This is a genomic window from Myxococcales bacterium (assembly GCA_016703425.1).
In the GTDB taxonomy this organism is placed as follows: Bacteria; Myxococcota_A; Polyangia; order Polyangiales; family Polyangiaceae; genus JADJCA01.
The window spans coordinates 564,242-589,763 of the sequence record JADJCA010000007.1; the positions used below are offsets into that span (position 1 = coordinate 564,242).

The 25,522-nt window shown below is 69.5% G+C and carries 19 protein-coding genes; 10 read left to right on the forward strand and 9 right to left on the reverse strand.

What is annotated here, in order from left to right; translation table 11 throughout:
* From IPG50_14395 to IPG50_14410, 4 genes are all read right to left on the reverse strand, one after another.
* The gene (locus IPG50_14395; GenBank protein MBK6693379.1) at window positions 1-540 is read right to left on the reverse strand and encodes a hypothetical protein; all 540 of its coding nucleotides are present in this window, start codon (window positions 538-540) and stop codon (window positions 1-3) included.
* Window positions 541-625: 85 nt separating this feature from the next.
* Window positions 626-2,572, reverse strand: coding sequence for a VWA domain-containing protein (locus IPG50_14400; protein MBK6693380.1), 1,947 nt, complete (start codon window positions 2,570-2,572; stop codon window positions 626-628).
* Between the two features lie 10 nt (window positions 2,573-2,582).
* Window positions 2,583-3,485: a DUF58 domain-containing protein gene (locus tag IPG50_14405; protein ID MBK6693381.1), complete on the reverse strand. Its 903-nt coding sequence runs from the start codon at window positions 3,483-3,485 to the stop codon at window positions 2,583-2,585.
* 8 nt (window positions 3,486-3,493) lie between these two features.
* A complete protein-coding gene (locus IPG50_14410) occupies window positions 3,494-5,692 on the reverse strand; it encodes a hypothetical protein (GenBank protein MBK6693382.1) in 2,199 nt (732 codons plus the stop codon).
* A gap of 240 nt (window positions 5,693-5,932) precedes the next feature.
* Between IPG50_14410 and IPG50_14415 the strand changes: the two genes are divergently transcribed.
* From IPG50_14415 to IPG50_14460, 10 genes are all read left to right on the forward strand, one after another.
* Window positions 5,933-7,312 carry a sigma-54-dependent Fis family transcriptional regulator gene (locus IPG50_14415; GenBank protein ID MBK6693383.1) on the forward strand — a complete coding sequence of 460 codons (1,380 nt, stop codon included), beginning with the start codon at window positions 5,933-5,935 and terminating at the stop codon, window positions 7,310-7,312.
* Between the two features lie 151 nt (window positions 7,313-7,463).
* Window positions 7,464-8,783: a cyclic nucleotide-binding domain-containing protein gene (locus tag IPG50_14420; GenBank protein MBK6693384.1), complete on the forward strand. Its 1,320-nt coding sequence runs from the start codon at window positions 7,464-7,466 to the stop codon at window positions 8,781-8,783.
* Window positions 8,780-9,763, forward strand: a complete 984-nt coding sequence (locus tag IPG50_14425) for a hypothetical protein (protein ID MBK6693385.1) — start codon at window positions 8,780-8,782, stop codon at window positions 9,761-9,763. Before IPG50_14420 ends, IPG50_14425 begins: the two co-directional genes overlap by 4 nt.
* 113 nt (window positions 9,764-9,876) lie before the next feature.
* Window positions 9,877-11,265 carry a hypothetical protein gene (locus IPG50_14430; protein ID MBK6693386.1) on the forward strand — a complete coding sequence of 463 codons (1,389 nt, stop codon included), beginning with the start codon at window positions 9,877-9,879 and terminating at the stop codon, window positions 11,263-11,265.
* Window positions 11,266-11,327: 62 nt separating this feature from the next.
* Window positions 11,328-12,743: a hypothetical protein gene (locus tag IPG50_14435; GenBank protein MBK6693387.1), complete on the forward strand. Its 1,416-nt coding sequence runs from the start codon at window positions 11,328-11,330 to the stop codon at window positions 12,741-12,743.
* Between the two features lie 226 nt (window positions 12,744-12,969).
* A complete protein-coding gene (locus tag IPG50_14440; GenBank protein ID MBK6693388.1) occupies window positions 12,970-13,914 on the forward strand; it encodes a hypothetical protein in 945 nt (314 codons plus the stop codon).
* The gene (locus IPG50_14445) at window positions 13,911-14,975 is read left to right on the forward strand and encodes a sterol desaturase family protein (GenBank protein ID MBK6693389.1); all 1,065 of its coding nucleotides are present in this window, start codon (window positions 13,911-13,913) and stop codon (window positions 14,973-14,975) included. The genes IPG50_14440 and IPG50_14445 overlap by 4 nt, the downstream gene beginning before the upstream one ends.
* A 107-nt stretch (window positions 14,976-15,082) precedes the next feature.
* Entirely contained in the window at window positions 15,083-16,435 is a 1,353-nt protein-coding gene (locus tag IPG50_14450; protein MBK6693390.1) for a serine/threonine protein kinase, read from the forward strand.
* Between the two features lie 26 nt (window positions 16,436-16,461).
* On the forward strand, window positions 16,462-17,229 hold the full coding sequence (locus tag IPG50_14455) for a hypothetical protein (GenBank protein ID MBK6693391.1): 768 nt from the start codon (window positions 16,462-16,464) through the stop codon (window positions 17,227-17,229).
* Window positions 17,226-18,371 carry a hypothetical protein gene (locus IPG50_14460; protein ID MBK6693392.1) on the forward strand — a complete coding sequence of 382 codons (1,146 nt, stop codon included), beginning with the start codon at window positions 17,226-17,228 and terminating at the stop codon, window positions 18,369-18,371. Before IPG50_14455 ends, IPG50_14460 begins: the two co-directional genes overlap by 4 nt.
* Window positions 18,372-18,731: 360 nt before the next feature.
* Here IPG50_14460 and IPG50_14465 read toward each other — a convergent pair whose 3' ends face one another.
* The 5 genes from IPG50_14465 to IPG50_14485 form a co-directional block, all read right to left on the reverse strand.
* The gene (locus IPG50_14465; protein ID MBK6693393.1) at window positions 18,732-19,916 is read right to left on the reverse strand and encodes a hypothetical protein; all 1,185 of its coding nucleotides are present in this window, start codon (window positions 19,914-19,916) and stop codon (window positions 18,732-18,734) included.
* A complete protein-coding gene (locus IPG50_14470; GenBank protein ID MBK6693394.1) occupies window positions 19,913-21,256 on the reverse strand; it encodes a DUF1501 domain-containing protein in 1,344 nt (447 codons plus the stop codon). Before IPG50_14470 ends, IPG50_14465 begins: the two co-directional genes overlap by 4 nt.
* 75 nt (window positions 21,257-21,331) lie before the next feature.
* Complete coding sequence (locus IPG50_14475) at window positions 21,332-22,030, reverse strand: hypothetical protein (protein MBK6693395.1); 699 nt, start codon at window positions 22,028-22,030, stop codon at window positions 21,332-21,334.
* Complete coding sequence (locus IPG50_14480; GenBank protein ID MBK6693396.1) at window positions 22,027-23,883, reverse strand: hypothetical protein; 1,857 nt, start codon at window positions 23,881-23,883, stop codon at window positions 22,027-22,029. The genes IPG50_14475 and IPG50_14480 overlap by 4 nt, the downstream gene beginning before the upstream one ends.
* 189 nt (window positions 23,884-24,072) lie before the next feature.
* A complete protein-coding gene (locus IPG50_14485; GenBank protein ID MBK6693397.1) occupies window positions 24,073-25,473 on the reverse strand; it encodes a sigma-54-dependent Fis family transcriptional regulator in 1,401 nt (466 codons plus the stop codon).
* Window positions 25,474-25,522: the final 49 nt, after the last annotated feature.

Sequence of the window (25,522 nt, forward strand, 5' to 3'; positions counted from 1 at the left end):
CTACTGGCGAAGGTCGCGCGCCGCCGCCTTGGTGACGTAAAAGTAGCGCGGCCAGTGGCGGTAGTAGCTGGCGCGAAGCACCGCCGCGCCGTCTTGCGGGTCGACCTCGCCACCGGACGAGGCCACGACGCGGAGCAGCGAGCCCACGCCAACGGAACGTTCGCCGACGTCGTCGTCGGGGCGCAACGTGACGAGGACGTGCACGAGGCCAAACTCGCGATCACTGACGGTCACGCGGCAGGTGGAATCGTCGCGCATGCTCTCGCAGAGGTTGCGCGGCTCCAAGCGACGCACCCCGAGGGTCAACGCGGTGGCCCCCGACGGACCGGGCGCGCGATGCGTGACGATGCCGAAGAGCGAGACGTGGCCCTTCTTCCACTCGTCGGGCTGGCGCTGAAACATCACGGGGTCGTACTCGCGGGCAGCCGCCACGGCGTTCTGCTCCTCGGAGAGCGGCACGTAGTGGGGCGCGTGGCCGTAGGGGCCGGCACCGCAAGCGACGAGGGAAAGCGCGAAGACGGCGGCGAAGAGGGCTCTCATCGGAGTCGGCAGCGTAGTGCGGATTTCTCAAGAAAAGGGCGCTGAAATCAACCTTGCCGGCTCGCCGCCAGCATGTGGTGCACACTCAAGCAGCGGGTCGCTTTTGGTTCGCTGCCGCGCGGAGCGCGAGCTCCGCCGAAAGGAGCCCCAAGAGGACGAGCGCGACCATCCAGGACACGTCGACGGTGGCCTTGGTGTCGCCGAGCTTCGCCTCCGTATTGGGAGCCGTTGCGCGCCTAGGCCTCAGGTCGAGCTCCTTGGCGATGGGCGCGCCAACGCGCTGCTCCTTGCGGCCCCCCGCGAACGTGAGCTCGTAGGCGCCCGCGACCTCGGGCACGGCGCGCGCGACGTTGCCCTCGCGCACGACCTTCACCGGGCCTCGCGGGCCGGAGACCTCCGCGGCTTTCCCTCCCGTCACGAAGACCCACGGCTCGCCAACGGGGGTGCGCCGGTCGCTGACGCGCGCTCGCGCCAAATCAACCCACGTGTCGAGGAGCGGCAAAAATCCGGGCCGGAGCGGCAAGTCGCTGGCGTCGACGGAGAGCGGCAACGTCATGAGCCACACCTCGCCTCGCGCGATCGTGCGCTTGGCGAGGAGCGGCGCGCCGTCGGTCCATGGCACCAGCGTCTCGTAGCGCTCCCGATCGGCGGGCGTCATGACCGAGCGCTCCTTGGCCCCGAGGTCGGTGAACGAGGTCGCTGCCTCGACGAACATTCCGCGCGCACCTTTTGGATCGGCGCCGGCACTCTTGTTCTTCTCCCAGATGACGCCTCGCTCAAAGAACGGTTCAAAGGACGAGCCGAGCGGCGCGGCGGCGGCGCGAGGCCCGAGAGAGACAAGGATGACGCCCCCTTCTTCGACGAAGGCCTTGAGCGCTCGCCGCTGATCCGGCGTGAACCCCGGCGGATCATCGACGAGGATGCCGACGAAGCCCGACAGGTCTTCGATGCGGTCGGGCACGACGGGCAGCGGGCGCGCCGAGAGGTCGAGCTTCAGCGAGGCGAGCGCCTGCTCAACAGCCGGCGCCCCACCCGTGGGAAGGGCCTCGCTTCCTCGCTCGACCACAACCGCCACGGCGCTCGTGGCCGCCTCGACGACCACCGGCGCTTGGTCGTCGCTCGCGACGGCATCTGTTCCCGTCAGGCGCACGACGAGCCGCGGCACAATGTCGTCGGCGACGGCTACATCGACGACGCCGAGGAGTGGCACCACGGAGGTGACGACCTTGCCGTCGCGTACGACCTCGAGGGTGCGCCGCTCGAGAGCCAGGGGCGCGTCGGGGCTGCACTGAATGCGGACGCGAATGACGCCGCGCAAACGGTCGGCGGAGAGCACCGCGCAATCGACGGCCGCGACGGCAAGCTCCGGTAGGGGCACCCATAGCGGCACGTCGCCGCCCTCGAGCGGCGACGCACTCGGTTGGCCGTCGGCCAGATCGCTGAGAAGCACAACGCGCCGATCGACTTGCGGCAGTTGCGCCACGAGCCCGCGTGCGACGGCGACGGCTCCCTCCAAATCGGTCGCCCGATCCGAGGGCGACATGTTCTCGAAGATCGTCCGTGCGGCGCCGATGTCGCCGGTGGCCGCGAGGGCAACGCGCGGCGGCGCCCCCGCTTGCACCACCGCCACCGCGTCGCCTTCGCGGGACGAGGCGAGCAACTCGAGGGCGGCTCGTTTGGCCGCGTCGAAGCGCGAACCGCTGCCAGCGGCCGCGCGCATGCTCATGGAATCGTCGATGACGATCGCGAGCGCGACGGAGGCCCCGCTGGAGCGCGTGAGCGAGAGCCGCGAGCAGCGCACGAGCGGCGAGGCCCCGAGGGCCGCGAGGGCCAGGACGGCGAGGGCGCGGATGACCAACAGCGCGACGTCCTCCAACTCGGCGCGACGCCGCGCCCGCGGCGGAGCCGGCGGCACGAGGTGCGTTGCGGCGAAGGGGCGCTCTTCACCACGGCGGCGGCGAAGGCGGTGCGCCATGTAAGGCGCTGCAGCCAGGAGGCCGATCAAGAGAGCGAGCGCGGTAACGAAGCTCACGCGGGACTCCTCACCGGACCGCCTCGACGATAGCGCGCACGACGGCCACCGGATCGTCGTTCGTGGACGCCGTGACGAACCGTGCGCCGCGAGCCAAGAGGGCTGTCTTCCACTCGTCGCGCAGCGCGGCGAGCGCGCGGAGATAGCCGTCGCGTGTGACCGAAGGGTCTGTCTCGACGAGCCCCGGTCCCTCGAGGGCGCGGAGCCGCAAGGTGCCCTCCCACGGCAAGGTCTCCTCGTCGCGGTCGAGCGTCTGCACGACGACCACCACGCGCCCCGCCGATGCGAGGCTCGCAACGCGCAAGACGGCGCCGGCAGGCATGTCGAGGAGGTCGCTCAAGACAACAAGGATCGAGCCGCGACGCGCCGTACGGGCGATGGCGCCGAGGGCGCGCTCCAAGACCTCCGGGCCGGTGAACGCGTCGCCGCCGGGCTCAACGGTCTCGAGCGCCGCGACGACGCGCTCAAAGGCTTCGCGTCCACCCGAAACGGGAACGCCGCGCGGCCCTTCTCCGCCGATGAACGTCAGACCAATAGGGTCGCCGCTCCCCACGGCGATGCGGGCGAGGGCTGCCGCGCAAAGAGCGGCGAAGGCGAGCTTGGCGCCGGGCGCCGTGCCGCCGCGGTAGGCCATGGAAGCCGTCGCGTCGACGACCAACCGGAGCGCGCGGTCGGTCTCCGTCTCGAACTGCCTCACGAGCAGGTGGTCGTGACGAAGCAGCGAGCGTCGGTCGAGCCAGCGGAGGTCATCGCCGGGAAGGTACTCGCGGTGTCCGCCGAACTCGACGCCAGCCCCACGTCGCGCGCTCCGATGGCCACCCGCGTAGACGCCTTCGGCGACCTCGCGCGAGCGGAGCGCGAGCGGCGCGAGGCTCCCCCAATCGATGCCCTTGCTGAGATCGCGCGCGCGCATCGTCCTCGTCAGGGCAGCCCAACGTCGGGCACCGGACCGCCGAGCGCCGCGCGAGCGCCGGCGAGCAATTCTCGCGCAATCGTGACCTCCATGAGCTCGATGCCGCCACTTGACTGCACGACTTTCTGCAAGGTCGCCTCGGCGCCTTTCTGGTCGCCGAGGATGCGCTGCTCCATCGCGCCATAGAAGAGCGCCTCGGTGCGCTGCGCCGGCGTGCGCGCGCTCTGGGTGAGCTCGCTGACGCCGATCTTGCCCGTGCCGAAGGCCGCCAGCCGCGAGGTCCAGCGGCCGTCGTCCTTGATGCCCGTCATGGCTCGCTCCGCCACCGGATCCGCCGACACCTTGCGGTGCCGTTCGACGATGCGCACCCAAAGGGCCAGGTAGACGATGTCTTCGGCCGGGAGATCGGCGGCGACGCCGCGACGCAGGTCGTCCCGCGCGGCGGCGAGGTCGAGCTCGCGAAGGGCCCGCGACGCCATCGTGAGGAGCGTCGCCGAGGCCTCTTGCTTGTCGCGCGGGGCTGCGTCAAAGGCCCGCTCGAGCGCTTGCCGCGCCTTCTGCCCGGCACCAAAGCGGTCGAGCACCTTGGCGAGCGTTCGCTCGACGCGGGCGCGAGCGTCGTCGGTCGTAGCCTTGCGCGCCTCGGCGAGACCCCGAAGCGCATCGCCGAGCGTCGCGCGTGCGGCGGCGTCTTGCCCCCGTTCTCGCTGGATGTCGCTCTTCATCAGCAGGATTTCGCCGCGCAGCGCCGGCGAGCGCTGACCCTCGGGAGAGCGCGTCGCATCGTCGATGTGACGGAGCGCGTCGTCGGTCTTGCCCTCGCTCCGAGCGATGCGCGCGAGCGTCGCCGACACCGGGCCCGTGGGCTCGACCGACGCGGCGCGATGCAAGAGCTCGCGCGCCTCGGCGACGTGTCCATCGCGGAGCTCGATCTCGCCCATGAGCGCGCGCACGGAGGCCGGGCTCGGCTGAATCTTCGCCTTGGCGCCATCGGCGATGGCGAGGAGGCCGCCGGCGGCGCGAAAGACGCGGCGCGCGCCGTCGCCGTCCGAGGCCTTCATCATGGCTTGCATCGAGAGCGCGAGCGCCGCCGCGATAGTGCGCGGCTCCGGGTGCACGCGCACCGCCTCGACGACGACCGCCGGCGCCGCCTCGAGCATGTCGAAGTCGACGAGCGCGAGGGCCAAGTCACCGGCCGCGTCGACGGACGTCGGGTCGAGGCGGTAGGCCTCGGCGGCGACACGGAACTGGGCGACGCGGAGAAGCGTCTGAAGGCTCGCGTCGACTTCTTCGCGCTCCTCTGGCTGCAGCGCGCGAAGCAGCTCGAGCCATCGCTCGGCGCTGGCGGTCTTGGCGCCATCGACGGCGGCCGCCAGCTGCGGAACCAGCTCGCGTGCTCGAACCTTCTCGAGGGCCTGCGAGGCGCCCTTCGCGTCGCCGTGCCTTAGGTACAGGGCCGCGAGGACGATGGGCGCGCTACGGAGGGCCGCGTGAGCCAGGATCGCCTCTTCTTGATCGCGACGGTTGAGCGAACGGAGCACCTGCGCCGACCGGTACTTGGACCTGAGCTCGAGGGCGCGCTCAAACCACTCCGTGGTGCGCGCCGCCGCCTCCGCGAGCGCAACGTCGCTGGGCTCGAGGACGGCGCGAGCGACGGCCGCGTTCTTCGCGAGCTGGACGCCCGCCATCGGCGCGCTGCCGGCTCGAAGGTCCTTGATCCAGCGACCGATGGCCTCGAGATGAGCCTCGATCTCCTTGCGATCGCCCTCCGTAGAGAGGCGGGCGAGCATCGCGTAGGCGGCGAAGGCGGCGCCCTCATCACCCCGGTTGGAGAGCTCCTTCGCAGCGCCCGCGAGGGCGCCTTTGGCGGCGGGGCCGAGGGAAGCCGCGTCGATCTCCGACACGGAGGCGAGCGCGAAGGCGCCGGTCACCGAGGCGAGGCCCCGATCGGGCGCGTTGCCCGTGAAGTGCGCCGCTGCGCGCACCAATTGGCGCGACATGGTCTGCGCGAGCAAGACGCGCCGTGCTTCCGACCGCGGCTCGCTCGCCAAGAGGTCTTTCACGGTCTCCGCGAAACGGTCGTCGGCGACGGGGGCGACCGAGAGGCTGCCCCCACGTTCGCCGGGGAGCTTGGGTCCCGTGTTTGGCGGTGAGCCGCATCCGACGAGCGCCGCGAGCGAGATCGCGCACCAAAGAAACCGCCTCATGGGCGGATGGTACACCGGCGCGAGCGACGCGGGGACGCGACCAGCGCCATGCCGGGCGCGTCACGGTCGTGGGCACCGACGCGGCCGAGGGGCTACGGCAGAGATCACTTGAATCGCCCCTATCGAACGGCCGCCCCGGTGGGCGAGACGGCCCTTCGCAGGAGTCTCTAGCCAAGATCGGATCAGTCCTCGCTCGTCGCAGGACCAACGCAAGCGGTGCTTGCGTTAGCATCTCGCCCTATGGCGCGAGCTCACCTCTTGATCGTCGACGACGAGCCCGCGATCTTGACGACGCTGAAGAAGGCCCTCGACCTCGAAGGCTACGCCGTCGACGTCGCTGGCGCTGTGCAGGTAGCCGAAGAAAAGCTCAAGAAGCGGAGCTACGACCTGTGCCTCTTCGACGTCATGTTGCCCGACGGCGACGGCATCGAGCTCTTGGCTCGCTTGCGGGCCGCGAAGGTCGAGACGCCCGTCATAATGATGAGCGGGCACGCCACCATCGACACGGCCGTCAAGGCCACGCGCCTGGGCGCTCTCAATTTCCTAGAGAAGCCCATTAACACTGACGCGCTCCTCATCGGCGTCGAGACGGCGCTGCGGCTCGATCGAGCCGAGGCCGAGGCCAAGGCGCTGCGCGAGATCGCCGGCTCAGGAACCGAGCTCGTCGGCGACAGCCCCCCCGTCAAGCGGCTCGTGGATCAAATCGCCCGCGCCGCGCGGAGCGCCGCGAGCGTCCTCGTAACCGGCGAGCGCGGCACCGGCAAGGAGCTCGTCGCCCGCGCCATCCACACGCTCTCTCCACGCGCGAAGGGCCCTCTGGAGAAGCTCAATTGCGCGGCCCTCCCCAGCGAACTCATCGAGAGCGAGCTCTTCGGCCACGAAGCCGGCGCCTTCACGGGCGCGACGAAGCAGCGCCGCGGGAAGTTCGAGCGCGCGTCCGGCGGCACCCTCTTCTTGGACGAAGTGGGCGACATGCCGCTCCCGATGCAGGCCAAGCTCCTGCGCGTGCTCCAGGAGCGCGAAATCGAGCGCGTCGGTGGCAACGAGGTGCTGAAGGTCGACGTGCGGGTCGTGGCGGCGACGAACCGGGATCTCGTCGCAGCCTGCGAGTCGGGCGGCTTTCGGGCCGACCTCTACGATCGCCTGAACGTCGTCCCGCTCGAGATCCCTCCGCTGAGGGCGCGCCGCGAGGACGTTCCCGTGCTCGCCGCGCACTTCCTCGAGCTGGCGGCGCGCAACAACGATCGGCGGAACGTAAAGCTGACCGACAGCGCCGTGACGCTCCTCAGCGGCTACGCCTTTCCGGGAAACGTCCGCGAGCTCAAGAACCTCATGGAGCGGCTCGTGATCTTGACGCCCGACGACGTCATCGACGAGGCCGACGTACGGACCTGTCTCCCGGGCGGCGTCGCCACGGCCACGGCGGGCCTCTACCGCGCCGGCGTCCCCTTCCGGGTGCTCGTCGAGGAGGCGGAGCGCACCATCCTCAAAGAAGCCCTCACGCACCACGCTGGCCAGATGACGGCGACGGCGCGCGCGCTCGATCTGGAGCGAAGCCACCTTTACAAGAAGGCACGGTCGCTCGGCCTGCGCGGCGACAAGGGCGAGGAAGACGCGTGACGCCCGCCTTCACGACCGGAGGCCGCCCAAGTTCCCGTCGCTTCGGCGGCCCCAATGTTCGCCCCCTTTTGCCCCCAAAATCGGCTCCCGCCGATTTTCTAGTAGCTCGCCCCCCAATCGTTCGATTTCACCGCGGCGAGCTACTAGGATGATGGGCCCCGCGATGCACGAGAGCCTGCGCTTTTTCGCGAGCACCGACGTCGGTCAGGTGCGCGACCACAACGAGGACAACTTCCTCGTCGACAAGAAGCTCTCGCTCTTCATCGTCGCCGACGGCATGGGAGGGCACGCCGCCGGCGAGGTCGCCAGCGCCATCGCCGTGCGGACGGTCCACGAAGAGGTGCGTCGCGAGGCCGACCTCATCACCGACTACCTCGCCGGCGCGAAGGGCGCGGCCAAGGTCACGACGCGCGATCTCATCACGCTCATCGAGCACGCCGTCCAGCGCGCCTGCGCGAAGGTCAACGAAGAGGCCCGCCTCGACGCAGCGAAGCGCGGCATGGGCACGACGCTCAGCGCCTTGCTCGTCGCGGGCCACCAAGGCTTCATCGCCCACGTCGGCGACAGCCGCATTTACCTGCGTCGCCAGGGGCGCATCGAGCAGATCACCGAAGATCACACGGTCTACAACGAGCTCTTGAAGCGCGGGAACCTTACCCGCGAACAGATCGACAAGGTCGGCCACAAGAACGCCATCACGCGGGCCGTGGGTGTCTACGAGCGCGTCGAAGTCGACACACTTGTCATCGAGGTGTTGCCCGGCGACACCTTCATCCTCGCGAGCGACGGCCTCCACGGCTACCTCGAGTCGCCGGAAGACATGACCGAGCACCTCGCAAAAGAGGGCGCCCAAGCCACCAAGTCGCTCATCGACTTTGCCAACGCGAAGGGTGGCAAAGACAACATCACCGTCATCACGGTGCACGTCGGCGACACCGCCGACGACGGCCGCGCACGGCGCTTCGCGTTGAAGCGCGAGGTGCTGGCGAAGATGCCTATCTTCTCGCCGCTGAACGAGCGCGAGCTGCTCCGCGTCATGCAGGCCGTCGAGGTCCGCTCCTACGCCTCCGACGACGTGGTCTTGCGCGAGGGCGACACCGGCGACGAGCTCTTCATCGTGCTCTCGGGGCAAGTCCGCGTCTCCCGCGGCGAGGCCGTCCTGACGCACCTCGGTCAGGGCGAACACTTCGGTGAGATGGCGCTCATTCGGAGCGTCCCTCGCTCGGCGACGGTCACGGCGGAGGGCGCCGCCGAGCTCATCGCGATTCGCCGGAGCGAGTTCTTCGAGATCTTGCGGCGCGAGCACGAGCTCGCGGTCAAGCTCCTCTGGCAGTTCCTCGGCGTCTTCGCCGATCGCCTCGACCAAACGTCAAGCGATCTGCGCTCTGCCAAAGAAGGACTGCGCGTCGACGAGCACTCGACACCGATGCGAACGCGCAGCCTTCCGCCCCCCTTGCCGGGTCGCTCGTGACGCTCCGGCGAGGCAGCCTCCCGTGCCTCGTCCTATTCGCCTTCGCCTTCGCCAGCGCGAACGCCGCCTGCGCGCGAAGGGCGGAGCGGAGCGATGAGCGAGCCGCGGCGCCGAGCACGACAGCGACGCAGCCGACGGCGACGGAACGAGCGCCGGTGGCGCCATCGCTTCGGGGCGATGGCGGCCGAGTCGACCGCGGCCTCCGCGTCCTCGCCCTTCGTGACGGCGACGCCGGAGCGACGCACCTCACGTCGGGCCGTGAGCCGGATGTCGCGCTCGGCGTCGGCGCGCGCATCGGCCCCGGCGATCGGCTCACGTTGAAGCGCGGTGGCGCGGTCCTCAAGACGATCCCCGAAGGCGTGGAGTTCGAGATCGCCGGGGAGGCCGCCCTGCGGGGCGGCGCCGACGAAACGCTCACGCTCTACGACGGCACGCTCACGGTGCTCGCCGCGCGCGCGCCGCTTGAGGTCGCGACGACGACGGCGTTCATTTTCGCGACGCAGGGCACGAGGATCGAGGCCGGCGACACTTGCCGCGTCGTGGCCGGGGAAGGCGCCCGCATCGCCAGCGGTGAGCCCTTTCGAGAGCAGCGCGCGGTGGGCGCCGTCAAGGCCGCCGCCACCGCGGGCGAGTCGCCAACGGAGCGCTGCCGCCGGCTCGCGGAAGACGCGAGGGCTTGGTGGCAGCGGGCGACCGTCGACGCGGGCGCCGTGGTCGCCCACGCGGAGGGACGACGCTCCGCGCGGATCGCGTGCGCCGTGGCGCGCGTCGACCTGGAACGTCGCGGCGCGAAGGGCGCAGCCTTCGCTGACCTCGCGAGCGCCGAGGCGCTGTACCGGGACCTGCCCCTTGGGCGACCCGCCGCCGACCCCACGGGCCAACGGGACGGCCAAGGAGGCGCGACGAGCGACGCCGGGAACGTGGCGCGCGAGCCCGAACGAAATGCGCTTCCGGCCCCACCGCCTTCGGGTTCTCGTTGACACCCATTGGGGGGGCCCGTAGCGTCCGGCGAGCGTCGATGCGGATGGGCCGGAAAAACCTATCGCCACTAACAGTTGCGGTGCTCGCGGGGGGCCTCTCCACGTTCGCCGGAATGGCGCGAGCGTGGGCGGAAGATCCCAAAGCGCCCCGCGAACCCAAAATGATGCGCGAAACGGGGGAAATCACCTCCGTCATCGATGCCTTCGACGAGGACGACCCGTTCGACGCCACGTTCATGCTCGGCTTCGAGCAAAGGTGGCACAGCGCGAACATCCGCCGCGAAAGCTCCCTCTTCCAGCCGGGCCTCTCCACCGGCGAGTTCGTGGCCCGGACCGAGAACGTCGCGGCCTTCAGGGAGACGACGTCGCTGCTCAAGATGGGCGCGCAGGTCGGCATCTACCGCGATCTCGCGCTGACGCTCCGCCTGCCCTTCATCATGTCGAACGCGCGCGAGCTGAGCGACTTGGACGGCTCGTCGCAAAACCCGCAGCGCCTCGGCGATCCGGCCGGCGGTCAGCTCTTCAGCGTTCCCCACAAGAGCCCGTCACGAAGCGGCCTCGACTACATCGCCGTGGGCGCCGACTTCGGCATCTTGAACCAGGCTCGCGATCGCACGAAGCCGAGCTGGACCGTCGGCCTCGAAGGACGCTTCGGCGTGGGCACACCGATGCACGCCTGCACCGACGCCCCCGCGGCGGGGCAGGCCAAGTGTCCCGACCCGGTCACCCCGTCGGTTGATCGCGATCCGGGCTCGAGCCGCGGCACCAACGCGATCTTCGCGCACACGACGTTCTCTCGCCGTTACGGTCAGGTGGAGCCCTACTCGGGCTTCTCCTTCTTGGCGGAGTTCGCGAAAGAGGGCAGCGAGTTCGGCGGAACCAAGCCGCGCGGTGCGCTGGTTCACAATCCGCCGCTCGTCGGCACCATCATGGCGGGCATTGAATACGTGCCTTACGAGCGCAAGGAGCAGTTCCAGCGCGTCGTCGTCGACGGCCGCGTCGCCGGCGCCTACCACTCAGTGGGGCGCGACTACAGCCCGCTCTTCGACGCCCTCGGCACGACGTCGTCGAAGTCGCTCACGACGCCCAACCCGAGCGCGTATCGTTTCGCGGAAGACAACGCGACGAGCGTGCAAGACCCGTCGTCGCAGCGCGTGTTCTTCAACGGCATCACCGAGACGCAGGGCCACGGCCGCATCACGCTCGCCGGGAGCGTGACCTACCAGGCCGGTGAATACGTCAAGTTCAACGCTGGCGGCGCGTACACCTGGGTGCAGTCGTACCTCATCAGCGGCGCCGACGCGTGCAACCCGAGCACGCGCACCGATCCGGCCGTGGCCGGTCCGTGCCACTCGGTGGTCAACGGCGGCGTCGGACCGCAGCCGATCACGGGCCTGCCCAACCCGTACCACCGGCCCGTCATCGACCTGCCGGGCCGCCGATTCTCCGTCGACGACGGCGCGATCGTTCAGATCTTCCTGAACGGTATGGTCATGTTCTGACGAGGCGGGCCATGGTTCCGCGTCGGGCTTGTGCAGGGCGGCACGCAGCATGGATCGCGGCAATGCTCGTGGTGCCCCGCGTCGCGGCGGCCGACGCCGACGGGACGCCAACGCCGGCGACCGCCGCTTCCGGGTCCGGATTGGCGAAAGCGGATGCCAGCCAAGACCTCGTCGTCGTCTGGCCGACGCTGGCTCGCGGCGATGACGGCGCGCACAGACCGCCGTCTGCGGCGCGCGATCCGGCGACGCTAACGAGAGCCCAGGAGCTCGACGCCACGCTGCGCGACGCGGTCCAGGATCTCGGCTTCGTGCTGGCCGTCACCGACGCGGGCCCGCTGCGCGATCACACGAGCGACCTTGACGTCTTGGCGCGGGCCGCGGCCGATGGCCCGAGCGGCCCCAAGGGCGCTTGGGTCATTAGCCCGCGCATCGAGCCGGCCTCCGGTGACGCGTTCATCGTTCGCATCGTGGCTGTGCCGCCGCGGGGAAACATCCTGCGAACGCGCGTCGAGCGCGTGAAGGGCGCCGACGTCGCCGTGCGGGGCCTGGTGATGTTGCGCGAGCTCATGTCGCCGGTGGCAGCGGCGCAGGCGGCGGCCGGCGCACGGGAGCGCGACCGCGTCGACGACACGGCTGGCTACGGCGTTGTTCAGCCGGTGCGCTCCGCGGGCCGCGCCGTCCTCGCGACGAGCTCCACCATCTTCGGCGGCTTCACCGCTTACAGCCTCCAGCGCGCCAGCGGCAACGAGGATCCACGTGTACTCTACCCGCTTCTCGCGGTGGGCGCGGGCGTGGGACTCGGCGGCAGCTTGCTCGCCGCCGAAGAGTGGGACCTCACCGCTGGCGACGCGTGGTTTCTCACCGGCGGCACCTGGTGGGGCGTTGCGTCGGGCATCCTGCTCAGCAACGGCTACGAGGTGAAGCCGCTCTCGGACCGATACAACTACGGCGCTGGCGCGGGCTTCATCGGGCTGGGCCTCTCGACCGTTGCGCTGACGCGTTCGCGCATGGACGAAGGGGACGCGGCGCTCCTTCATTCGGGTGCGGGCCTGGGACTCGGGCTTGGTGCGCTGACGGAGATGTTTGTCGAAGGGTCCACGACGGCCAAGCCGGCGCTCGGCGCCGGTTACGGCGCCGGCATCGGGCTCGCCGGCGCCGGAGCGCTCGCCTCCCTCGTGCAGGTGCCTGCGTCGCGCGTCTTGCTCATGGATATCGGTGCGGGGCTGGGCGCCCTGGCCGGCGCCGCCGCCGCCAGCCCGCTGGTGTTCGAGGACGTCACCGCCGGCAAGGCTCGCGGGTTCCTCGCGAGCACAGCCGGCGGCGCCGTCGCCGGCGCCGGCATCGCGCTCTTCGTGACGCGCGGCAGCACGAAGCGCGAGACCATCGTGGGCTCGACCGGCCTTCGCGTTCTCCCCACGCTCGCCGTCCCGGGTGCGTCGTCGCCGGCCCTCGGCGGCGGCTTCGTAGGCTCGTTCTAGAGGCCACATATCTTTGCGTCCTCGACGCATCGACTCGGCGGATCAATCCGATCCGGCTGGGTGCTCGTCGCGGCGTCCCACGCGCTAAGCGAGGATCGCTTCGATCCGACGCGAGTGCGGCCGAGCGTGATCACGCTCACTTGAGGCCGTGCGAGCGGCGGCACGCTCCCTGCTGAGGAGCCCTCATGGCGGCGCCGGCGGGCCTCGCCCAAATCGGAGGTTTCACATGAGCCGAATTCGGTTCTTTTCTGGGGCGATGCTGTTCGGATTCCTCGCGGCCTGCGGCAGCGACGCAAAGTCGGATACCGACGGAAAGATGGTCGTGACGGGAACCGTCACCTCGAAGCTGGCGCTCGATAACCCGCGCGTCGTCGCGACCGACGACCTCGGTTACCGCGTGTGGACGTACCTCGATCTCGATCGTGAGTTCACCCTCAAGCTGAAGACCGGGCGCAACTACCGCATCGTCGTGGCCAACCAGCGTGCCGACGGCACGCAAGAGACCGTCGGTCGCGTCGTGCTCCCCGACGGGGCTTCCAAGACCGAATGGCTCGGTGCCAACGAGGCGACGCGAGTCGATCTCGGAAGGCTCCGCGTCAGTGGCGCCGCCAGCGCGACGGCCACGGTCGGCACGCTAAGCCGCGGAGGATATGGCGGCTGCGACGCTTGCGGCGACAACAGCGGGAGCGGGCGCGGCGGCTACGGCGGAGGCGCGGACGACGATGAGGACGATGACAAGTCGGAGCACGACGACGACAAGGACTGCCATGACGAGAGCGAGTCGAGCTCCGGCTACGGCGGCGGGAGCAGCGCCAACGAGGGCAGCGGCTACGGCGGTGGCGGCGGCAGCAGCGGACGCGGCGGCCACGGTGGTGCCGACAGCGATGACGACGACGATGACGGCGACAAGAAGTGCGACGTCTGCGCGGGCGCCAAGGAGACCGAGCTCGAGCCCTCGAAACCGGTAGGCGCCGAGTGCGCCGACAAGGGCCACAAGGAGCGCAAGTCGAAGGGCGGGTACGGCGACCAGAGGGCGTGCCCCTTGGCGAACAAGCCTCCGCCGACCGCCAAGCCGGAGCCGCCGAAGCCCGCCGGAAGCTCCTGCGCGCAGACCTCGCAATGCGCGAGCGCATGCGCATGCGTGGCCGCCACGTGTGAGACCATCAATTGAACGCGAAGGCCCTCGGCAAAGGCCGCGGGCCGGGCGCATGGCCCGTGGCGCGGGAGTGGGTGGAGCGACCTGGCGTCGCTCCCGCCCTCGCCCCGCCGACCACGCCGCCGACCACGCCGCCGACCACGCCGCCGACCACGCCGGCGACCACGCCGGCGCCATCGACGCCGCTCGCCGAGCGGCTCTGGGCCGTGTTCGAGGTCGCCTTCTGTCCCGCTGTGCTAATTGGGTGCGTCGTCGCGACCTACTTCGCGAGGCGCGCGGGCCTGACGTGGGTGACCACACTCTTCGTGTCGTCGGCGGCACCGCTGGCGATCATCACGCTCTTTGAGTGGCTCAGGCCCTATCGACGCGATTGGAACTATCCCTTTCGCGAGGCGCCTCGCGCGGCGCTGCGAGAGCTCGGGGTCGACCTCCTCTTCGCGCTGTTCATCACGAGGATTCACACGTGGTTGCTCCCCACGGTGCTGCCCTACGTCGTTCCGACGGCGAAGCTCTTTGGAAAGAAGCTCGGCATTTACGGCGCGCTCGCCGGTCTTCCCTCACCGGCGCGCGTCGCCATCCTCCTCCTGGTCGGCGAGCTCTTTTGGTATTGGGGCCATCGGCTGCAGCACACCGTGCCGCTCTTGTGGCGATTCCACGCGACGCACCATGTGCCTACGCGCCTGTCGGCGCTAAAGGCCGCGCGCAATCACCCTGTTGACCTCTTGATGCTCAGCGTCGTCGGGTATCTCCCGCTCGTGGCGCTGGGCGCGCGAGGGCGCGATCTCATGTGGGCCGCGCTCATCCAGTCGGTCGTCAACGTCCTGTCTCACGCCAACGTTCCAGTCCGAAGTCGAGGCTTCTCGTGGCTCTTTGCGACGGCGGACTACCACCGGGTGCATCACTCGGCCGACGAGCTCGAGAGCCGCTCCAACTACGGCTGTCGCCTCCTCTTCTGGGACTGGGTCTTCGGCAGCCTCAAGGCGCCCCGGGAAGGCGTGCGCATCGGCGTCGAGCCCATCGGCGAGCGGGGCCTTCTGCACCAGATGTTCGCGCCGTTTACGCGTCGCCCGCTGTGAACCACCGGCAGGCGGAAGGACCGAAGGCTCGCCCCGATGGCGTTCGTGAGAATCGGGTCGCTTCCGCCAAGGACGAGATGCAGCGCGGGGGGTAGTCTTATGTTCCCATGACCGCGTCGGGCCTTACCCTTGGACGCTACCTCCTGTGTTCGCAGGTGGCGTCGGGGGGCATGGCGACGGTCCACCTTGGCCGCATGTTGGGTCCCGACGGCTTCGCCAGGGTCGTGGCCATCAAGCGACTGCATCCGCATCTCGCGCGCGAGCCGAACTTCGCTGCGATGTTTCTCGATGAAGCGCGCCTCGCAGCACGCATTCGCCACAGCAAGGTCGTCCCGATCTTGGATGTCGTGAGCGCCGCTGGCGAGGTGCTCATCGTGATGGAATACGTCCTCGGCCAGAGCTTCGCAGAGCTCTTGCGTGCGGCCGGTGCGCCCACGCCGCCGGACATCGCTGCGGCCATCGTGATCGACGCGCTCGAGGGACTGCACGCGGCGCACGAAGCGCGCGGAGACGACGGAGTGCCGCTCGGCCTCGTGCACCGCGACGTATCGCCGCAGAACGTCCTTGTCGGCGTCGATGGGGGCGCGCGCCTCGTCGACTTCGGCATCGCCAAAGCGCGCGGACGTTCGCAGGAGACGCGCGACGGTGAGCTCAAAGGCAAGGCGTCGTACATGCCTCCGGAGCAGGTCCGCGGCAGACCGTTGGATCGCCGCGCCGACGTCTACGCCGCAGGCGTCGTCTTGTGGGAGGCGTTGACGGGCCGGCGCCTTTTCACCGCCGACGAGCCGATGACGATCATGTTGCGCGTCTGCGAGGAGACGCCGCCGCCGCCGAGCCGCTTCGTGTCCGTGCCGCCGGAGGTCGATGCGCTGGTCATGCGCGCCCTCGCCAAGGGCGCAGACGAGCGGTACGGGTCGGCGCGCGAATTCGCCGATGCGATCGAGCGCACCATGGCGCCCGCGTCGCCGCGGACGGTGGCGCGTTGGGTCCAGTCGACGCTCGGTGAACGACTCGCCGCGCTTGAGGCGGCGATGGAGGCGGCCGCCCGGGCGACGCCAGGCCTCCCCCAACCACCGTCGACGCCGACCGCCCCGCCGACGGAAGACGTCGGTGCACGCCCCGAAGCGCGTCGCGTTCGGCGTCGCTGGATCGCCGGCGCCGCGGTTCTCTCGCTCATCGTGGGGACATCCATCGTCCTCCGGGGGCGCATGACCGCGGAGATTCCGCCGGCCGTTTCGACCCCCACCTTCGCGGCGTTCGCTCAAGCGAGCGCGCTGCCCTCTCCAAGCGTGCCGGTCCCCGCAGAGCCGTCCGCTTCAGTGGAAACGCCCTTCGTCGACCTGGAAAATGAACCCTCGGCCACACGGCGCTTGCGTACCCCTACCAAGACGCGAAACTGTGACCCTCCGTGGATTCTCGGCCCCGACGGCATCAAGACGCTGAAGCCCGACTGCCGCTGAGGCGGGCCGTCGGTGCGCTGTGTGGTTTGGCGGCATTCTGGGTCTCCAGCCTTTGCGCAGCCGGAGACAAGGAGCGCTGCGCGAGCGCGTATGAGAGCGCTCAACGGCTCCAGCGCCAGGGCTCGCTGCTCGAATCGCGGGAGGAGCTCGGCGTCTGCTTGCGGGAGTGTGCCGAGATCGTGCGCCCCGAATGCGCCCGCTGGCTCGCTGAAGTCGAAGAAGCGCTGCCGTCGATCGTGATCGCCGTGAAGCGCGCCGACGGCAGCGACGTGAAGCTGCCGCAAATCGCCGTCAACCAGCGGAGCGTCAGCGCAGACGGGCGCGCGACGGAGCTCAACCCGGGCACGCACCGCATCGAGGTCGACGCAGAGGGTCAACGGCTGACGCAAGAAATCGTTCTTCGCGAAGGCGAGCGCGGCCGCCACGTTGTGCTGAGCCTGCCCCCAGCGCCGATGGCGCCAGCCGCGAGCGCGGCGCCGCGCGAACCGCCCCCGCACGAACCTTCCGCGCGCACGATCCCTCTCGCTTCCTGGGTCCTAGGCGGCGTGGCGGCGGGTGGCGTCGCCGGCTTTGCCGGCTTCGCCCTCTATGGCGAGAGCCGTTACCGCGACTTGGAGGCCTGCCGACCGCGGTGCACGACGACAGACATCGAGGCGACGAAGGCGACGTACCTGGTGGCAGACGTCTCGCTGGCCGTCGCCATCGTGAGTCTTGGTGCCGCCGTCGCGACCTACTTCTTGTGGCCCACAGGCGAGGCGCCGCGGGCAGCGCTGGCGCAGCGGAGGCGACCGTGAGGCTTCGGTCGCTCGCCACGTTCACCTGCGTTGGCATCGCTGCCGGGTGCTCCCTCGTGCGCTCGTTCGACGGCTTCGGCGATGGCGTCGACGCGGGAGACTACGCCGACTCAGCGCCAGAAGGCGACGCTGCGACTGCCGACAGCTCACCGAGCGACGCCACCGCGACCGGTGACGCGACGGGCCTCGATGGCGCGACGGACAGCGCCCTGGGCGACGCGACGGGCGACGCCACGCATCCGCCGGTCACCTGTGCGCTGACCAGGCTCGCAACGTTCGGTTCGACCCCCGCATCGGCGGATTACCCGAACGCGCTCTCCTTGTCTGACGCCGCCATCTACGTCGTCACGGGATCGCGCGTCGACGGGGGCTCCGACGGCAGCACGGTGTACCGGCTCCCCAAGACCGGCGGCACCCCCAAGGTTGTCCTCGAAACAGCCGAGGTGGTCGAAGGATGCGTCGAACACTCGGGCGAGGTGATTTGCGGACTCGGCAAACGCATCGCGCGGGTCCTCGCCGACGGCGGGACGACGACGCTCGCGCCGGTGGCCCAGGAGATCACCGACTTCGACGAAGGTCCTGACGGCTTGGTCCTCGGCAGCAACACCAACGCCGCGTGGTACTACCCGTGGGACAGCGGCGTCTTGCAGCAGCGGTCCGTCGCGGGGCGCGCCTATCGCATACGGGCCGACGATTCGCGCATCTACTACGCGACAGAGACCGTGGGGCGACTGCAGAGCTTGGCCATCTCCGACTGGGCGCGCGCCGACGCTGGGCCCTGCAACCTCGTCAGCAACAAGAGCGCGACGCACCTCTCGGTGTGCCCCGAGGGGCTCTTCTGGGTCGATCTCAACCGCAACGTTCAACGGACACCGCTCGACGCCTGCGACGCCGGGGGCAACGTCGAGATCTTCTCGTCGCCAACCTACGGCCTCACCGCCAATCCCAAGTTCGTCTTCATTCGCGAAGCTACGCGCGTTCGATTGCAGTGGGTCGACACCGCCAGCCCTGCCTGCGCGAGGGCTCTGCTCGACGGTGGCTCGACCGCCGATCTCGGTGGCGTGATGGCGGCCTTCGCGGGCGACGACGTCTACTTCCTCGCGCCGCCGGCCCTCTACCACCTGGCGACCACGGTGCCCTAGTGTCCTGAGTCAGAAGTTCGCTCGCCGAATGTCGCGCCCCCTCGTCGAGCGAGGGGCGCGAATTCGTCGGTCAAAGTCACAGGTGTACTCGGTTCCTGTCCTCGTTCGACGTGTGGTGAATCTCTGATTCACCACACTAGCCCCCGACACTGTGAAGTCGGCATGGTCTAGTACCTCGACCCATTGATTTTGATGGGTCGAGTACGGCAAACGAGAACGAAACTCCCAGACACAAACCCGTGGAAACGAGGCAGGTTCGAGTTGGCCCCTCGCTCGTCGGGGGCCTCCTCGAACCTGCCGATTTCACAGTGTCGGGGTACGAGAGTTAGCGCTCGACGCAACGAACGGCACGTCGGCCGGTCAAGGCCCCAAGAAGCTCTCGAGCGCCCTCGTGTCTTCGGTCGACAGCGTGCGCAGCAATGGCGGCATGGTGCGAGCGCGCAAGACGCGCTCCTTAATCGGCTCGCGGTTCGCGTTCCACGCGGAATAGGACGAGAGCGCCAGGCCGGCACGACCGGCGCCGTGGCACTCGCCGCAGGCGCGCGCCGCCACGGGAAGGACGCGCGCATTCCAATTGGCCTCCTCCGCTGAGAGCTCGACCCTATGGCGCGCGAGAGCGGGCCCGGCGCGCCACACGTCGCCGCTCCGCGAGACGAGCATCGAACTCGCCGCGTCGAACGTCGCCACCGAGCCGCGACGCAGCGATTCGCCGTCGAGGTTCCACGGCTCGGCGCCGGCAACGAACCAGACCCGGCCGCCGCCGGCGCCAAGGGCGCGGAGCTCCACGTCGTCGCGTTCGACGATTCGCGAGAGCGTTCCGCCGCTGGTGCCGTCCTCGCGGAGCAGCGCGTGCGGTGTCAAAACGAGGAGGCGTCCGGCGGCGTCGAAGGCGGCGCCGCGCGCGCCAGGCACGGCGCGACTCGTGGCCTTGCGACTCGCCACGTCCACGACGACGAGCTCGTCGCCGCGCAGACCGGCGATGCGAGACTCGGTCGCCGCAACGCCATCGAGACTCGGCACGTCGAGGCGAACGCTCGTTTGCTTCGCGACGTTGACGAGGAGGACGGCGCCGTCGAGGGCGAGCGCGAAGGCCGCGTCCGACGTCACCGCGACGCCGCGAACGTGCTCCCCGCTGGCGATGGGCAAGCGACGTCCGACGTTCTCGAAGCGACCGGACTCAAGCAAGCGAAGCAAGCGACCGTCGGCGGAGAGTCCCACGAGCCACGTCCCCTCCCCGTCGAGGGCGGGGATAGCGGCGGCACCGCGCCAAGCGCGCACGTCACCCTGCGACTGCACGACGGCGCCAGCGCGCACAAGCACCGCACCGTGGTCGCCAAAGGCGACGTAGTCATCGGCCGCCTCCGCGACGGCGACGACATCGCCGAGCGCCTTCGGATCGGCCGTCGGCAAAGCGTGGAGCGTGAGGTCGGGGCCGCGCGAGAGGGTCGACGTGCTCGCCACCGCGGCCGTCTCGCCGATGGCATCTGCCGCCGAGAAGCAGCCCGCGACGGCAAGGAGCGCCAAAGCGAGGAGGCCCAGCTTCACGCGAGCACCTCCGGCATCACGACACCGTCGCGAAGGTGCGCGCGCGGGTCGATGCCCATCGCCGCGAGCAAGGTGGCGATGACGTCGCCGGGCTGAATGGGTCTCGCACCGGTGGCTTCTTGGATGTAGTTCGTCGACAAGAGCTGGCCAGCGTCGGTGCCTCCAAACGCGCGCCCCCCCTTGAAGCGGGGCGAGACGATCAGCGCGGAGTTGTTGGGGTGGTGGTCTCGCCCGCCGCGCAGGTTAATCTGCGGCGTCCGGCAGAAGTCGCTCACGACCAGGATGTGAACGCGGTCCGAGAGCCCTTCGGCGTCGAGTCGGTCGATCAGCGTCGCGATGACGTCGAAGAACTCCTGGTACTTGAGCGGCGCGTCGGCGTAGTCGGCGCTGTGCGTGTCGAAGCCGCGGACGGCGAAGCTCACGCAGCGAACGACGCGTTTCTTGATGGCTTCGACGGCGAAGGCCGCGTTCAGTGCCATGGTGTCTTGGAAGCGGCGAACGACGCGCTGGCCCGCGCCGTCGACGAAGAAGCGCGGCTGGGCCACGGTGCGGAGCTTGTTCTCATCGAAGAGTTGCCCCGTCCCCTTGTCAGCCAACAGCCGGCGCAGCGCCTCGTACTGAAGCTTCATGCGCTCCGCAGGCACGGGGTCGTAGGAGCTCGCGGCCAAGTCGGCGGCTTCTTCGGCCAGCACGGCGGTGACCGCGTCGCGATCTTGCGCCGTCGTCCACGCGTCGCTTCGCGCCACCGAATCGCCGGCCGTGGTGACGCGGCTCATCCGCAGCGGCATGCCACGCGGGTCGAGCGTTCGCGAGACGAAGGTCGAGGGGAACTCGACGCTGACGAGGGGCAGAAGGTCTGCGGCGCCGAGCTCACTGGCGAGAACGCTGTCAACCGAGGTTTGAACCGCTCGACCGCCGGCGAGGTGGCGCCCCGTAGCGGAATAGAAGGCGCCGTCCCGATGGGAGACGGTGTCCATCGCGATGCCGTTCACGAGGGTGAGTCGATCGGCGCGATCGGTGAGGTTGCCCATCACCGGGCCGAGCGTCAGGGCGCCGCGCCGCACGAGTTCGAAGCTCGACGTGCCGTCCCCGAGGGGCTTCGGTGTCCAGTGCCGAATGCCGGCCGTCTCGACGACCTCGTCGGTGGCCGGGTCGACGAGACCAACACGAGCGTTTCGTGGATCCGCCCAGAGCGAGACGTCCCAGCCGCCCGAGGCGTGGATCACGATGAAGCTCTCCTCGACGCCGCTCGGGTTCGCGAGCGCGCGAAGCACCGGTAGCGACGCCGTCGAGGCGGCGCCGGTCGCGGCGAACAGCTTGAGAAACGAACGTCGGTTCATGGTGATTCCTTGGGGGTTGCGGCGCGCCGCTGACGCGTGCGGCGCCTCGAGGTGAACCTGGGAGCGGCCCGTCGGTCAGTACAGGTGGAACTCCGGATGGCGAACGAGGCCGTAGCAAACGACGCTCCACCCGGCCTCCGGCGGCGTGAGCTTCGACGGCGCGGCGCCCGGCGCCGCATGACGCGCGAGGACGTCGCTGTAGAGGCGAAAGAAGCGGTCGCCGCGGCCGCTCGCCAGGGAGGCTGGGTATCCAAGGAAGGTGCGATGGAGGACGTCGAACCCCGCATCGAAGGCGGCGCGATCCATCGGGTCCTTCGCGAGCTCGAAGTCAAAGACCCTGCGATCGCGGGCGCTTTTCAGATCTCGTTCCGCGGCGCGATCGCACAGCGCAACGCCGAGCCGCTCGTAGGTCGCGAGCATGATCGTGTTCGACTCCGCGCCGCGCGCAATGTCCGCGCCATAGTCGGGAAGGCCGAGGGCGCCCAGGTGGCTCTTCCAAGAAACAAACAGCTCGTTGCCCTCGGCGCCGCGCGCGGCGCGCGCCACCTCCGCCGGGGAGATGTCGCCGAACAGCATCATGTACGACCGCAGGTACGATTCGCCCGCGAGCATGCGGGGCCCGTCCTTGTGCCGGCCGTCGACGAGGCCTTCGTGACCGGGCACGTCGGTGAGTTTGACGGTAGGCGGCTGCGGCGCCGCACCGTCCGTGCCCGGCGCCTGGTAACAGGCGCTAAGCGTCAGCCAGGCCCCCAAGAAGAAGAAGGAGCGTTTCATTGTGCACCTCCCGTGGCATTGGCGTTCTTGTAGGCGCGGGACTTAACGATGGCGCGCACGAGGGCCTTCAAGCGGAAGCCTCCTTGAGCGACACTCGCGCCGAGGGCCGCTTCTTCGGCGGCGGCGAGCCGTCGCCCCACAAGCCCTTCACTGACGGTACGGGCCACACAGGCTGCGAATTCCGGTGCAGCGACGACCTCAGCGGCGAGGCCTTGAGGGCCCTTGGCGACGTTGGTCGGCGAGCCGTAGGCGCCGCGGAGCTGTCCCGATTGGGCGGTGGAGAACGCGGGGTCGTAGAACTTTGCGCAGGCCGGCGACATGACGCCACCGGGCGCCAAAGCGCAGGCTGGGTTGTCCACGGGTGCGGCCAACCAAGAGACGGCGGACTCGCGCGTCCGTGCGAAGAAGGCCGACAGCGGCTCGAGCTTCGCGTGACACGTGGCGCAGCCCGGTCGAATCATCAGGTTTGGCTCGTCACTGGGCACCAGCGCGACCTTGTCGGCGATGAAGTCCTTGCAAAGAAACGCGTTGTAGACCGCGTTGGCTCGACCGCGCCGAGACGCAAACTTCGCCAGGAAGACCGGCATCGTGAGGATCCCCGCGGCCCTCGGGCCCCGATCGGCCACGCGAACCCAGCGGTCCATTTCGTGCGGCAACAGATCGGCCGGAACGCGCTCGGGCTCGACGAGGAACGTCGGCGTCGCGAGCGAAGTCCCGGGCGCGACGGCGCTCTGCTCGGTGCAGCAGTCGGAGCCGGCGACGCCTCGGTAGAATTGCGCGAGGGGCCCATTGATCTCGCCAAAGCGACCCGTCAGCACCTCGCGAAAGTCGCGGTCCTCGGTGAAGATGACGTCGAAGTACCGACGCGCCTCCTCGGCCCACGCGCTCTTCCACCAGTCGCTTTGCGGCGCGCGCGAGACCTCGAAGGGCTCTGCTGGCCCAAGGGGCGCGACCGATGGAAGGACTGCGCCGGCGGGGTCAAGGGAGTGGCCCGCACCGGGCGTACAACGCTCCAGCCCCGTACCGCAGCCGCAGGTCGACGCGAGCCGCGCTCCCGTCTCCGACGAGCAGGCCACCGTGACCGGAGCGCCATTGACCGTGACGACGGCGCTCTCGGCGCGACTCGCCTCCTCTTTGCAGACGTAGACCTCGGTCGTCGCCGTGCCGTCAGCGTCGACGAGCAAGCGCGGATCATTGGCCGCCGTCGCGGGCCCCACCTTGTCTGTCGGCAGGGCCAACAGGTATCGCCTCTCGCTCCCTTGCCACGAGGCGTAGTGCTCCCGCGGCGCGGCGACGCGGTAATCACGATAGAGCCACCAAGGGCGAACCTTCTGGACGCGGCCGTTGAAGGTCGCGCGGGGTACAGCCGTCTTCGGTTCGAGGGGCTCGGGAGCGCGTCCACGGGTGAAGACTTGCCCCGTGTCGGCCTCGCCAAAGCAGAAACGCCGGTCGAACGTCGGCGTGTCGCGGCGCTGCGCAGAGCGCCAATAGACCCAAACGGGCTTCGTCGCGCCGTCGACCTCGCGCACGAGGATCGAGTACCGACGGAGCATCGTCGGCTCCGGCCGAAAGAGGAACGCGTCGGGGACCTCAAGCCGCAGCGCGTCCATGTAGATGCGCTGGAGTCGCTCGCTGTACGCAGCGCCCGAGAGGTGCTGTTCGACAAACGCGTCTTCGTCGAAGCTCGGCGCCTCGAACGCCAGGATCTCCGAGCGTGTGGGAATGCGCCCCTTGAGGTCGATGCTGAGGGCGCGAAAGTAGCGATACTCGTCCGTGGTCTTGGCCGCGTGGGCGACGGTCGGAGCGAGCAGCCCCGCGAGCGCGAAGAGGACGGTGCGTCGAGCTTTCCCCAAGGTAGCCTCCAATGGACACCGTCAAGCGAGCGCCGTGCCCACGCCGATTGGGGCCCCGTTCTCTGAAAATCGCCGAGCGCGGTGCGATCCGTCAGCGGGGGCGCGATCTCCGGGATCGCACCTGCCGATCATGGGGCTCAGACGGGCCACCCGCCGATGTCGGCGCTCCGCGCGTCTATCGACCGCAGCCTATTGGCCGCCCACGCGACGCGCCTTGAGAATCTGAAAGTAACGGCGCGCGACGCCGGCGTGGGCCGCCGCCCGCGCGACGTTGCCCCCGGTGTACGCGAGCATGTGCTCGATGTACCGCCGCTCGAACGCCGCGAGGACCTGCTCGCGTGCCTCGATGAGCGGCAGGTTCCTGGCCAAGATGAGCTCGAGCCACTCGGCCTGCTGCACCGCCGGCGCCTTCTCGCCGGGTCCGGCGGTCTCGTCGTGGAAGCTCAGCGTCGCCAGCTCACCAAGCGCAAGCTGCCTCGCGACGACGTTGCGCAGCTCACGAACGTTGCCGGGCCAGCGCTCCTCCTCCCACGCCGCGAGCAACGGCGCCGGCACCTTCGACATGTCGCCGCCGAGCTCGGTGCAGAAGCGATGCACGAGCAGCGGAATGTCACCGCGTCGCTTGCGGAGCGGTGGCAGCTCGACGCGAGCCACCGCGAGCCGGTGGAACAGATCGTCGCGAAAGCGCCCCGCTTGCACCTCGCGATCGAGGTCGCGGCGCGTGGCGCATAGAAGGCGCACGTCAACTTTGAGCCACTTGTCACCGCCGACGCGCCGCACCTCGGAGCGCTCGATGGCTCGAAGGAGCTTCGGCTGCATCGTAAGGTCGAGATCGCCAATCTCGTCGATCAGCAAGGTACCTCCGTGAGCCTGCTCGAAGACGCCTCGGCGCAGCGCGACGGCGCCCGTGAAGGCACCGCGCTCGTGACCGAAGAGCTCCGACTCGACGAGGTTCGGCGGGACGGCGGTGCAATCGAAGACGATGAACGGTCCTGTCTTGCGCGGGCTCTCCGCATGGATGGACTCGGCGAGCACCTCCTTGCCGGTGCCAGTCTCGCCTTCGATCACGACTGGAACCTGGGCGCGAGCGAGGCGCTCGAGCAACGGGAAGAGGCGCCTCATCTCCCGACTGATGCCGAGGGTCGTTCCGAAGTGCGTGACGGCCGGTAGCGGCTGCGCGCTCGGAGCGCCGCGCTCGACGAAGAGCACGGTGTCGCCCATGCGAAGGTGCTCTCCGCCGTAGACGGAGACCTCGCGAAGGCGCGCGGTCCCGAGCCAGGTGCCGTTCTTCGACGCGAGATCGCTCAGCTCCAGGGCCGGTCCGACGACCTCCGCGGCGGCGTGTCGCCTGGAGACTTGCCGATCGGTGAGCCGGAGCTCGCACGCGGGGCCGGTGCCGATGAGGACGCGGGCCGCCGAGCCGCTCACGACGAACCGCTTGCCCGCGTCGATACCGCTCACCACGTGGATGGTGAACGTCGCGTCGGCCTCGTCGGGCAACCCTTGCAGGCGCGTCTGGAAGGCGGTTGAAAGATCCTCCGGTTCGTCGGAAAACGACGGAAAGCGCTTATCGTCACCGTCGCGGGGCATAAGCCCTGAGTGTGCGAGGTTGCGCCCTTCGAAGCAAGTACGCGACGTT

Coding starts and splice junctions, on each gene's coding strand:
- IPG50_14395 (MBK6693379.1), bottom strand. CDS start 540: ATGAGAGCCCTCTTCGCCGCCGTCTTCGCGCTTTCCCTCGTCGCTTGC.
- IPG50_14405 (MBK6693381.1), bottom strand. CDS start 3,485: ATGCGCGCGCGCGATCTCAGCAAGGGCATCGATTGGGGGAGCCTCGCG.
- IPG50_14410 (MBK6693382.1), bottom strand. CDS start 5,692: ATGAGGCGGTTTCTTTGGTGCGCGATCTCGCTCGCGGCGCTCGTCGGA.
- IPG50_14415 (MBK6693383.1), top strand. CDS start 5,933: ATGGCGCGAGCTCACCTCTTGATCGTCGACGACGAGCCCGCGATCTTG.
- IPG50_14420 (MBK6693384.1), top strand. CDS start 7,464: ATGGGCCCCGCGATGCACGAGAGCCTGCGCTTTTTCGCGAGCACCGAC.
- IPG50_14430 (MBK6693386.1), top strand. CDS start 9,877: ATGGCGCGAGCGTGGGCGGAAGATCCCAAAGCGCCCCGCGAACCCAAA.
- IPG50_14435 (MBK6693387.1), top strand. CDS start 11,328: ATGCTCGTGGTGCCCCGCGTCGCGGCGGCCGACGCCGACGGGACGCCA.
- IPG50_14440 (MBK6693388.1), top strand. CDS start 12,970: ATGAGCCGAATTCGGTTCTTTTCTGGGGCGATGCTGTTCGGATTCCTC.
- IPG50_14450 (MBK6693390.1), top strand. CDS start 15,083: ATGACCGCGTCGGGCCTTACCCTTGGACGCTACCTCCTGTGTTCGCAG.
- IPG50_14470 (MBK6693394.1), bottom strand. CDS start 21,256: ATGAACCGACGTTCGTTTCTCAAGCTGTTCGCCGCGACCGGCGCCGCC.
- IPG50_14475 (MBK6693395.1), bottom strand. CDS start 22,030: ATGAAACGCTCCTTCTTCTTCTTGGGGGCCTGGCTGACGCTTAGCGCC.
- IPG50_14485 (MBK6693397.1), bottom strand. CDS start 25,473: ATGCCCCGCGACGGTGACGATAAGCGCTTTCCGTCGTTTTCCGACGAA.